The sequence below is a fragment of the Fulvivirga kasyanovii genome (genome assembly GCF_009711405.1).
GTDB lineage: Bacteria > Bacteroidota > Bacteroidia > Cytophagales > Cyclobacteriaceae > Fulvivirga > Fulvivirga kasyanovii.
Map to the genome: position 1 here is coordinate 1 of NZ_SMLW01000478.1, position 12,920 is coordinate 12,920.

A 12,920-nucleotide genomic window follows, 5' to 3' on the forward strand; every position below is an offset into this window, starting at 1 on the left:
GATGATGAACCTGTCCCGGCATTCGAGTCAGTCCCTGAAAGTACCAATGAGGCCTGCGCCGATAGAGTTGTTTCCGATACTTCTATATATTCATCAGCCGGGTTAGGATATAAACTAACTGAAGCGGAAGAAGGACAGGCATAGTAAGCATCGATGGCTTTATACCATTCCGGTTGATAGGTTCCGCAGATATTTAGAACGGTTAAATCAACTCCGTCACCATTGCTTACCTGGCTGGGTGTGGAAACCGTGACTTTGCTATAATAGGCTTCATCGTGCTGATCAACAATGGTCCACCCAAATGGGAAGATCCAGTCATACTCAGTTATGGCAATGGCGCTTTGATTATCGGCACGGAACATGTACCACTCATTGGGGCATACCGCATCAGGTCCCTCGATCGTCAAGTCGGCATAAGCTATACCATCACCACCTAATACCAGCTCCTTTCTGTAATGCATCGTACATGTTCCGGTGAGTATGGCTTCTACCCACGGATTTGTGGTTGCCGTATTCGCTTGTACGGTATAATTCAAGGTGTTCTGGCCTGACACGTAACTTAAACCGTTGTTTGCCCAGCTTATGGCGTAGCCGTCAGGCAGATTATCAACAGTATAGGTTTCCTGACTGCATATGGTGGCAGAACCCAAAACACTAATACCGTCCGGCTCACAATCTGCAGAACAATTCAGGTTGTTATCAGGAACGCCTTCCATTTCATTCAGCAGCCATTGAGCATTCCTGGGTGTGAATTGGATGTGGCGGGAATTATGTTCTGAGCCATTTACCTCGCCAGGATTCCGCTCCTGGGAAATGAAGTTGGCAAACCGGGAAGGATATTGATAATTTATTCCTCCGTTGTATGGACTTGAGAGGGAAGCTTTGGGAATAGGAGTGGCGTCAATATCGAGCGCACTAACAGTAGGCACGAAATCAAAAGCATCCACAAGCCTTACCGTTAAATTTGCATCTATCAATGGATAAGCGTTTATATCAGGATTAGATGGAATGCGCCCTTGTACATCACGCAGGCTGTAATAACCTCCCGGTGCGGAATCCCATGGAAGCGCACCTGCCTCGGAATTTCGTGATTTTTCGAATAGCTTTATGTTAAGATTAATTAAAAAAAGAATCTTCTTTTGAAAGTCGATCTTCCCGTAAAATGCCTGGTTGGTGCCACTGGAAGGCGCAGCCCTTACAATATAGCTGGTTTTCCAGTGTTTACCGGTAAAAGGTGCCAGGGCGTACAAGGCGCTGCGTGTAATAACTCCCAAACCGGGTTGCACGGAGGCATTGGCTCCTGCCGTCTCTACTCCCAAGAAAAAGAGCAGCCTGTTTACATATAAGTTGGCGTCGGCATAAAAAAGCTCATCACCCGGCTGCACAAATTCCTGCCCTTCACCGCATTCGGAACCGTTGGCGAGTGCAATCATGTTAAAAGTAGGAGCATACCCCGATGGAAAGGTCACCATATTGCGATAATCACCCTCCAGGAAGGTATTGTTGCGGCCATCCTGCACTACCAGCATTTGCTGTGAGGCAGGCTCGTTTAGAAGTTGCTGCGCCTGATCAAGTGCCGGCACAATATCTTTCATTTCCAGGAATGAACCAATAATAGCTCCGGTTGATCCATAAGTGACCAGGCCTATTTTGTCGAGTTTCATAGGGGCCAACTCATTTACCAGGGCCTGAAAACCTAACGGAACGTTAGCGCCCCGGTGGGGGGCATCGTGAGTAACCAGCAAGCGGGTTTCATGGTCAGGATTATTAGCAGGATCATTCATCATACGTTTTTCCATATCACATACAGCGTACCGGGCAACCATTCCACCCATGCTTTGGCCCAACACCACATTTTCTTCCCGATTACCCTCAGCATTATTGATCTTATGTGCATTCACCCAGCGGATGACGTTTTCCAGGAGGTAGGCATTACGGATGATGTCGCCTGTACCGTCCTTAAAATCAACAAAGATGAGGTCGTAGCCAGCGGCTTCTAATTCTTCGTTAAAGGTATTGCCGGTTGATAACAATATATTAAGATTACCATTGACTCCCCGTGATAAAATATTAATAGCAATATCCTCGTAATCCCAATTAGTTATCTCAAAAGCAGAAAACTTACTGGGGTCGTAGCCCTCTACCACAATCAGTGGCCGGATGAATTCCGGGTTGCATCCCGGATTGGTATTGGCCCTGGGATTACCATACTCCACGGTAACAGTAGCACCGGAAAAGCTGCCCTCCCATGCTTCGGGGTCGGGGAAGCCCGGTTCAGGGCACTGGGCGTCAGCGCTCCGTGGGAAAATATAGGTATGGTCTCCTGTACCATCAAATCTTAATGCAGGCATGGCTGAAGAAGCAGACAACACCCTGAAATTAGAATGGCTGTACCAGGTAGATCCATCTGTAAACCGGGTCTTAAACTTCAATGTTTTAGTGCCTTCACTGGAGTAGTTGACCGTGTAAGGCGTATCCATGGTCAAAGTCTGATAGCCGGCGCCATCCCCAAAGTCGACCTGAAAGCTGCTGAAGGTTTTACCGGAGCTATTTACAAAAAGACCTGAACGTAAAACAAAAGTAACTTTTCCATCTTCGTCGTACTCCAGATTGGGTGCCGCTGCAAAAGCGTACGCTGTAGTGTAAGGGGATTCTGTCCTCCCCGGCACATCATATAGCCGCCCGTCTGACTCCGCGATGAGGTTTTCGCTGATAGCATCACTTCGCAGAGTTTGGTAAGCCGCAAAAAGCACGGCGATATCCACCATGCGATTATTTCTGTCGTAAGTTTCCCAAAGGTCTTCCAGCTCCTGATTGATGGTTTTCAGGTGAATAAGCTTGCTGGAAGGGTTGATGGAAGAGCTAAGCAAAGAGCCATACAGAGCCCGCCAGCTATTCATGTCCATAATATTTTCCGGGCGGACCACACCGTCAAATAGTGTCTGATCAGCAAGGTCGATACCAAAGTCCGTCAAAATACCCGTATGGATATAAGATTGATCCAGTGCTCCGAAAATGTGGCTCAGCTGTGTCTGAACAGCATTCTCCTCTCCCTTTTCATATGCTCCCATATCTACTCTGTTATTGAATACCCGTGGCTGACCATCAAGATCTGAATCCGGAAGTTTCCAATTAGTAGTGTCCGAGGTTCCCGAATCGATACAGGGCGAAGCAGACTGCAATCTGTAATTGCCATTAGCAGGATCTTCCAGTAAAGGGTCGACATTTAAAAGAACATTTGTGCCTGACGTATAAGATCCGAATTGTACAAGGGAATGATAGACATAAATATATCCACCTCCAAGCCTGCTAAGATTTCTTACGGTTGTAGAATTTTGATGAAAAATACTGTTGTAAACATTTGCGGTTCCGCTCCAACTGGCCAAGCCATTTCCATAAGCTCCATGAGCCACGTTATCGACAACGGTGGTATTAACGACCTGCAGGGTCGAATTATAATTTTCTATCGCCCCGCCTGCTCTTCCGCTTTGATTATGGTGAAAAAGGCTTCCGATAATTTTCTTAGGCTGAGATCCCGTTGCGAAATATCCTCCTCCGTCATACGAGATGGTTTGATTGTCATAAAATTCAGAGTTAACGACATCAACAGCGGAGTTAAGTATATAAATGCCTCCTCCGTGATAATTTGCATAATTGTTTCTAAAAACGCAATGCTGTATTTTCATACTTCCAACTCCTGAGCAGTACATACCGCCGCCGTAGTAGGATTGCGATGCATATCCTTTTTCCACAATAAAACCATCAAAAACTATATTGCTGCCTGTGGTGCACTTTATAACATGATCCGAGTTATCCGTCAGACCAGGCCCTCCAATTTCTCCGCTTAGCACGGTAGGGTTACTTTTCCAATCCCTTTCAGCAATACTGGATTCGCCACCGGAAAAACCTCCGTAAAGTGACATCCCGCCTTTTAGTTCAAAGGCTATTGATCTCGTATTTGTTGCAGTAGGTTTGTAAGTTCCGGCTGCTACCCAAATCTGATCTCCACTGGTGGCTGCTTCAAGTGCGCTTTGCAAGTCCCGGAAAGCCGTTGCCCAACTTAATCCATTTCCGCCCGGGCTGCTGCTGTTTACATAATAAACCTGGCCTGTCGCCAATACTTGTGTTTGGGTTTGATGGTCTGAATTTGTGATAGAACGATTTCGGTGGTTGCCAGAAGTTTTTACTCTGCTAACAAATTCAGTGGAATCGATTTTTCCGGATAACAATATATTTGTCAGACGTTCAAAATCGCTTCTATTTTTGACATAATTTGATTTTTCCTGCGCCTCGGCACAAACACAGAGTGAAAAGATAGCAATAACTAAAAACACCAATCTTTTCACGTTGAAGGTGGCAGGCAAGTGCCCATAAAACTGTTTCATAGCTAGTTTTTAAGTTGGTTCACGCCTGAAATGAGCATAGTGATCTCATAGCTCTTTCCAGCCTATTGATTAACTAATACGTTTTATGGGGCGATTTAAATCAGGCAGTAAGCGCGCTTAAGACAGTGCAAATAATTTGCACTAAACCAATTTCTTACATGATTTAAATGGTTTTACAAATCTATAGCTATTCGTTTATTAAAAAAGGTCGTTATTGCAGATAAGCTTACATGCAGGAAAAATCTTACCAGTAGCTGTCAGCAGTGTTTTGGTATTATTTTCTGTTAAAAAACCGGCATTTACTCCGATTGTATTACATGATGATTTTCTTTCACTGGTGAAGCTTTCAGGGATAAGGCACTTATTGTCACACATCTGAAGATTTGGATAAATGGGGGCTCCGGGTGATAAGAAAACTGTAGCCTACTCAAGAATTGATGCCTCAAACTCAATGTAATCGCGGTGGTTTGTGAAATTTATTTTTTTTAAGCGCGAACACTCAAGGTTATGTCAGGGAGGATATTTACTTATCCAGGTTATCGATTTCCTGCTTAAGCTGGCTTAAAGAAGCTGATTTAAGTGCGTAGCCCGTATCTTTTCGCTAAAAATATAACAAGCAAAACTATTACTGCCATAACTACGAGCGTACCTGCTATTTCCCAAAAAGTCCATGAAGCCCCTAATTCAATAGGGCTATTTTCCCCTATTACAACAAATGAGCCCCAATAGTATGGAGCTACGGTGAAGTTGTCTGCTGCTTCAAGATAATCAAGTTTAGCTTTTCTGAGTGCTTCGTCCTTTCCAAGGCCATCCTTTAAGTTTTTGTAAAAGTTCTTCATTATTCCCGGTGTAGTTACATCAGGCACTTCCCACTGACTCACTACTAAACTTTTACAACCTGCATATGCAAACGCCCTCCCCAGGCTCATAATACCCTCACCTTTAATTAATTGACCTGCCCCTGTATTGCATGCACTAAGCACAGCCATTTCAGCATTAAGTGACATATTATAGAGTTCATAAGCATATAACGTCCCATCTTTACTTGAGTCTGAAGGGGTAAAAAATAGCTTTGAATTCATTGGGTGGTTATCATCCACCTCGCCATGCAAGGCCAGGTGCAGTATTAAATATTCCTTTGCTTTATTCTTAAACTCATGCTTACTTGCAAAATCCCCAACATAATAGTCTCCATTTACTATATCAGCAATAGCTCGTATTTCCTCTCTGCTACCCGGAAGATCAACATCCGCATCCCTTAATGCGCTGAAACTATAATATTTTGCATCCTTTGAAGTTTTATCACCTGTAAACGAAAATGCCAGGCATTCTTTAAGTGTATTATTTGCGAATTTATTCGCAAGGCTACTACTTAACGTGGTAGCTGAATGTGCATAGCTAAATGTATATTTCTTTATTAAATAATCTAGCTTTCTGTAATCTTCAAACTTCGGCGCAGAGGTTAGTAGCAGATCAAAATTGAGATGCCACAAAATTCCGTCAGGTACAATTATTACCCTATCTTCCTTAATATACTTTTCGACAGGTTTGAAAATTTGTTTATAAATAGAATAAGCATATTGGGTATAATCATTAAATCTGTTGTTTTTAATGGCATTCTGTAAAGCTTTAACCTCTGATTCTAGTTTTTCTGGCCTGGCTATATCCACTATTGCAAAAGTATCTTTGCCAATAATTGAAATTAAAATAGAATCATTCCCTATGGAGTACTCTACCAGTGTATTGTGCTTTGGTAAGGATTGCTTGACATCCAGACTAGTTGCCGTATTGGTTCTATACTGTAATTGATAATATTTGGGATAACTATTTTTAAAAATAGTTATCAAAGAATCCTGCTGGCGATTTAACTCAAATACCTTATTTTCTAATTCAACAACCTTCACTGTATCGAATGTTTCTGACATCCTTAGGTCCTGAAGCTGGGACTCATAAAATGACCTGTCCATTTTTACCATATCTTCCTGGCTAAGCAGTTGGTAGGGGACAAGCCCTATATCTTTTAAAGAATTACCTGCCAGATGTTGAGAAAGTATTCTAGCCTTTCCTTTTTCAGAAAAATACAAAGCCATCTCTGCATAGTGTGCATCGTTTGTCTCTTTATAAAGGATCAAGCTCACTTTCATAGCGCCTACATATACTTCATTTGCTTTCTGGGTGAGTTCAAGCTTGTCATGCACACGTAAAAGCACCTTATGCATTTCATCAATTAGTGTGTCACACTGTTGGAAATTAATTAAAGAAGCCCTAAGGTGATCTATTTGTCTGTATTTGTAAAATTTTTCCTTATTGACATTTGCGATTCCATACAAAGAAGAAAGATATATGGATGGATCCAAAAAATCAATTGTTCTTGATCGTGTGCCCTTAGAAAGACCAGAAGTGAGGGAATTAGCACTTATTGCATTTTTAAAAGCGTAAAAAGAACTATCAATCAAGCCTCGGCGGCTATAATCATTCCCCAAATTATTATAAATATTAGCTACCACCGGATGTTTTTCCCCAACAACATCAGCATAAATATTGAGGGCCTTCCGGTAATAATAATACGCTGAAGAAAAGTCATTTTTTCGAGAATAGTTCTCTGCAATATTCCCATACGATTCTGCAACATTTATATTATTCTGGCCATAGAGCATGATCTTAGTTGAAATTGATCTTTGATAAAAAATTAGAGCAGAATCTCCCTTGCCCACCTCGTCGTACAACATAGCTATATTATTATTTATACTGGCTGTATAAGTATTTTTCCCGTTCATTATTTTTTCAGCTATTACAAGCCCCTCTCTATAGCATTGCATAGCCTTGTCATATTCCTTAAGCTCCACATAATCAGCCCCTATCTTGCTCAGAACAGAACAAACAAAGTGGCTTTTTTTACCATAGGTATTTTTGAAGATAGAAAGTGCTTTTTTCTTGTATTCCAAACTCTGATGCCTGCCTCCAATGAAGGAGTAAACTGTACCTATATTATCATAGTAGATGCCAATATTTGGATGATCTTCCCCTCTAATACTTTTTTCAACGGAAAGCGCTTTCTTAAAAAACCCCAGTGAATTTTCATAATACCCTTTATAAAAGTAAAGTCCACCAAGGCTATTATAGGAATGAGCCAAATGAGGATCCGGCTCTTTGTAAATTTTCTCCCTTATAGCAAGGGCCTTTTTCAAGTAATACTCTGAAGAATCATAAGCCCCATCTCTTGTATAAGTTATGCCGATATAATAGTAAGAATTGGCCACTTGGAAATGCTCTTCCGGATAAGCCCGCTTACGTATATTTAATGATTTATGATAATAGTCAAGTGTAAGGTCATAATTGCCCTTCACCCTATATACATTAGCGAGTAAGTCATAGGTTGAAGCCAGACCTGTAAAGCCTTCCCCTAGTTTTTCCCTCGCTACGGCTAATGAAGCATTGGCTACTTCTATAGCAAGCTCATATTCCCCAAGTTTTTCATATAAGGAAGATAATTTTCCATTGGCATCTACAAACCTTTCCCAACACTTATTAGCATGAAATATTTTGCTGGCATCCTTAAAGTGTTCTGCAGCGGCAGTAAACTTGCCAGCATCATATAAAGAGTCTCCAATAATATAAAACTGACCAGCCTTTAATGTATCTGTTACAATATCTTTTTGAGCATAACCAGAACAAAAAATAGCAAGGGTACTTACAGATAAAAGCAGCCTTTTCAAATAGAAGTCCATGATTTAAAAATTTTCTCAAAAATGCTCATTTTTTTAACCGTAAAAAATATATTAGGTTAATTCCTAATCATCTCAAAAAGGCAAACAATGAATATATGAGGATAAGAAACTTACCAAATCAGACGCTGCGGGTATTATAAAGACTGAAGCCGTCAGAATACTTTCCCAACGGCTCCTGTTAAATCAGATTACTTAACTCTCTAGATTAGCAGCAATAAGTTTGATACATGCTGTAACAAACTCCATATACAGTTTTGTACTCTGGATCATTTCCTCCTTTTAATGTATTCTCAACACCTTCTTCAAATTTTGTTACAAAGCTCTTTACTTTAAGATCAGTAAGACTTAATTTTTTGTTCTTCATAATAATTTACTTTTAATTAAACCCCCTACTCTATTACAGGCTTTTCGGGTACTGCCTTTGCCACTAGTACCAGAAATCAAAAAAGGTAATCATATTTTGACATTTTTTTATTACTTGTTACATCCTCTTATTTAAAAATCAATTATTAATTGATTAAATAAACACAACAACAAGCAACGGTCTGAAACCAAAGAAGTATTATTTGTGCTTTGCCCATGTCCTCTGCAAAAAATTTACAGTAGCACCTTACAAATACATTCACTTAACCATTTCAGCTTGCTACATCCAACAAAATGCCCTAATTTATCAGATTCCTGAAAACCACCGGCGGGTCAAAACTGCATGACTTGCATCGCCGGGGGCTGGTCTAAGGGCTAATTTTACTCAACCTAAACCCATTCAATATGTCTAAACTTTTGTTTACGACGCTGTTATATTCATTCATCAATTGTGCAATGCCTGCCCACAGCCAGGACTGTACCCCTAAGAAACAAACGGCTGCAGAATATTGCTCCTGTGCCGATCAACTGCGGACTTCCTCACCTACGGATGGCATAAGGCTGGCCTCAAAGGGAATTGAACTGGCTGAGGACGGGGATAAACCTCTCCAACTGGCCGAATGCTTATTGTCAGCCAGCCGCAATTATATTATGCTCCTGCATACAGATTCTGCTTCAAGGGTATTGAACCATGCCCTTAGCATTTATCAGGAGCATGGGTCAGGAGAAGGGCTTGCGCAGGCTTATCATTTATTGGGGCTTAATGCTTACTATCAGCATAAACTATATGATGCTAAAGTTTTTTATTTAAAGGCTACACGATTACAAAAGGAGCTTGCGCTGGACAACGACTATGCAGGTACGCTAAACAACCTCGGCCTGGTGTCTTTCTCCATGCACCAGTACGATACAGCCCTCAGTTATTTCCTTCAATCATTAAAAATCAAAGAGCGATTGGGAAAAAAGAAGTCGCTGGCTTCTACACTGAACAACATTGGCTCGGTAAAGGCCAAAATGGAACTTCATGAAGATGCGCTGAAGTATTTTAAAAAAGCATTAAAAATTGATTTGCTCGATGGCAACGATTATGGCCTGGCCGTAGACTATTGCAACATCAGCAATGAATTTGGTGAGCTGGGCAAGTATGATTCTACCATCATTTATTTAAAGCATGCTGAAAAGATATTCCGGGACCTGAAACTTGCCGATGGCCTGGCATCCGTACATAACAACCTTGGGGCCAGCTATCTGGAACACCTCAACCTGCCCGAACTGGCTATAAGGCATTATCAGATGGCATTAAATAGCTTTAAAACGTTGGCCTCCGAAAATGACATCTATAAGGTATATGCAAGCCTTGCAAGGTCATTTATGAAAATCAACGAATTCAAAAAAGCCAAAGCATACCTTGACAGTGCTGCTTCGCTTGAGCCGGAGGTCACTTCTCAGGCGGCCGTGTACAGGTATCACCTGATAGCCTCCGAATATTTTGAAAAAACAGGACAGAACGGACAGGCATTGGAATCGTACAAAAAGTTCGTCACCCTACGTGACAGCCTCACCTTTCAGGAGCAGGAAACCCGCCAGATGGAGCTTGAGCTTGCTTACGAAAGTGAAAGGAAAGAACGTGAACTGATGCTTTCCCGCCAAAATGAAAAAATAGCGGAGCTGAAAAACCAATTGTTCTTAGGCCTCATTATCGCTTCTGCCATCATTTTGATGATCACGGTTGTCTACTTTGTTTTGCGTGTCAAACGAGAAAAGGCACTCCGGCATACCGCCACTGAACTTCATGAAGCTCAACAGCACCTGATGCAGGAGAAGTACAAAACGTTAAAGCTGGAAAAGGAAAAAATGGCGAATGACCTGGAATATAAACGACAGGAGTTGACTAATCAGGCTCTGTTTCTGATCGAAAAAGAGCAGCTTTTTGAAGACCTGAAAAATGACTTTCAAAAGCTTTCGCGGCAGTTGAATAATTCAAACCTCAAAATGGCCCATGAAAAACTCATAAGCAACTTTAAAAGCAGGCTAAACATTAAGCAGGACCGGGCCAACCTCAGAGAGCAGGCAGAGCCTTACCTCAACGATTTTTACCAAAAGCTGGAAGAACAGGTGCCGGGCATTACGGAAAGCGAAAAAAGGCTGGCGAGTCTGCTGAGGTCTAATCTTAGCTCAAAAGAAATAGCCACCATACTAAATATTGAACCCAAAAGTGTTGATATGCGCAGGTACAGGCTCCGCAAAAAACTCAATATAGGCCAGGAATATAACCTGACTGAATTTTTCCGGTCGTTGTAGGGATCAATATTAGCTATATTCACCAAAAACAGCCCTTCTGACCTTTTCTGTAGATAAAAAAGAGGTCATGTCCCATGTGCGTAGTGATGAAGTAGAGAGCCATATCTTCTCTCCCGGACAAAGCATATCTAGCTTGGTCCTGAAATCAATTTTCAACTTTAAACCAACTTTTATGCGTAAATCATTATTATCATTAATTCTCTATCTGGGGGTATTGGCTTTCTTTTTTGCCTGCTCGGAAGAAAAGGAAATGCAGGAGATAAATTCCCCTGAAAAACGGGTGGTACCGGCAAAAGAACACGGCCGGCCGGTAATAGAACATGGCACTCCTCCTCTGGATTTTAAAAAAGGCAACACCACCAATCTGGCCACCGGTAGCAATAACCAGTTGGGGATGTGGCTGTGGTACCTTGAAGGTACAGGTTATAGCAGCCATGCGGCACTCGCCCAGGACCTGGCAGGCATGGGTGTAAAAAGGGTCTATGTAAAAGTAGGTGATGGTACCAACCACTGGCAGGAGCTGAATGATCAAAACCTGGTGAACACCTACAAGAGCTATGGTATTGAACCCTGGGCCTGGGCTTATAATTATCCCGGCAATGAAAGAACCCAGGCAGATGCGGTATACTATGCAGCCAAAGCAGGCTACAAAGGCTTTGTTACCGATGTTGAAGTAGAGTTTGACGGTACAGTAACAGCTTTGCATAACATCTTTTCGGAGCTTCGCCAGGCTGTTAATGATGCGAAAAGCGACGGACATGCCGATAGTTCTTTTAAACTTTACTGTACTACCTGGGGCAACCCGAAAGACCACGGCATGCGGGTGGATATCATAGACCAGTATGTGGACGGACACATGCCACAGACTTACCTCGAAGTATGGGGAAGCTCATACATGAATGCAGCTACTTACTGGGTTGACTACGGTACGCAGGAGTACAAGAGCCTCGGATGCAGCAAGCCTGTTCACCATATACTAAGCGCTGAGCATAATCAGATCACCTCTGCCCAACTTAACGAAGCACTTGCTGCCAGTGGTGCTGAGTCGTCTATCTGGAGAATTCCCGGAGGTGGTACTTCGCTGGACATCTGGTATACGCTGGAAAAAGTAAACTGGTATCAATCCTTTGGGGGCAGCTCTACACCGTTAAGTGATATCAACGGGCACTGGGCAGAGAAAGAGATCCGGGCACTTATAGACAAAGGGTATTTAAATGGCTACCCTGACGGCACATTCAGGCCAGACCAAAGCCTTACCCGTGCAGAGTTTGCCACTATGATCGTGGCCACGCTTGATCCTGCCATAAAACCTGAGTATCAGGACAGGAATTTTTCTGATATATCCACTCACTGGGCAAAAACCAATATTTTACAGGCGGCACGGGCCGGATATATTGCGGGCTACCCTGATGGTACATTCAAACCGGATGACAGAGTAAGTAAATATCAAATGCTGATAGCACTGGCTAATGGCTCAGGCCTTAGCAGCTTTAGTACAAGTGTGCTGGGTTATTTCAATGATGATCATGACATTCCCGAATGGGCCAAACCTGCTGTTGCCAATGCTACAGGAAACGGTCTGGCCTGCAACTACCCGGACAAGAAATCGCTCCAGCCACTCAGAAATGCTTCAAGGGCAGAGACGACTGCGGCACTGTACCAGATCATGACCCTGCAAGGCACTGTACAAAAAATAAGCAATGCTTATCGTGCTTTCCCTGAGGACATTACCCTGATCCAAAATGTACCTTACTTCTATCAACTGGCCAATGACATTAACCCCTATGGCTCGTGCCAGAATACTTCGCTCGCCATGGTACTCAACTTTTATGGTGGCAATGTAACTCCCGACATTCTTTCAGAATATTACACAACGGACCGGGCGCAGACTGTAGAAGGACTGGAAGAGGTATTTAATGCAGAGGCACAATACATGGGGCTGAGTGTCCGTGACAATGGAACCAGAACGGGGACATTTGCTCAGCTTAATAATTTGCTGGCAGCAGGAAAACCGGTGATTGCGCATGGATACACTACAGGCTACGGGCATATACTTGTGCTTGTGGGCTTTGACGGTGAATATTATTATGCACACGACCCTTACGGAAAGTGGGACCAGGTGGCTTACAGCTCCGGTTATGTG

The 12,920-nt window shown here is 42.6% G+C and carries 5 protein-coding genes; 2 read left to right on the forward strand and 3 right to left on the reverse strand.

Features of this window, described 5'->3' with window-relative positions; genetic code table 11:
* The 3 genes from E1163_RS08860 to E1163_RS08870 form a co-directional block, all read right to left on the reverse strand.
* The coding region (locus tag E1163_RS08860) for a choice-of-anchor Q domain-containing protein (RefSeq protein WP_281353109.1) at nucleotides 1-4,385 on the reverse strand (4,385 nt) is incomplete at its 3' end.
* A gap of 575 nt (nucleotides 4,386-4,960) precedes the next feature.
* Entirely contained in the window at nucleotides 4,961-8,113 is a 3,153-nt protein-coding gene (locus E1163_RS08865) for a CHAT domain-containing protein (RefSeq protein WP_155171082.1), read from the reverse strand.
* A 205-nt stretch (nucleotides 8,114-8,318) separates the two neighbouring features.
* On the reverse strand, nucleotides 8,319-8,477 hold the full coding sequence (locus E1163_RS08870; RefSeq protein ID WP_155171083.1) for a pinensin family lanthipeptide: 159 nt from the start codon (nucleotides 8,475-8,477) through the stop codon (nucleotides 8,319-8,321).
* Between the two features lie 404 nt (nucleotides 8,478-8,881).
* Between E1163_RS08870 and E1163_RS08875 the strand changes: the two genes are divergently transcribed.
* Entirely contained in the window at nucleotides 8,882-10,777 is a 1,896-nt protein-coding gene (locus E1163_RS08875; RefSeq protein WP_155171084.1) for a tetratricopeptide repeat protein, read from the forward strand.
* A 172-nt stretch (nucleotides 10,778-10,949) separates the two neighbouring features.
* Nucleotides 10,950-12,920 (forward strand): S-layer homology domain-containing protein (locus tag E1163_RS08880; protein WP_185156027.1); only part of this gene is annotated, 1,971 nt, incomplete at its 3' end.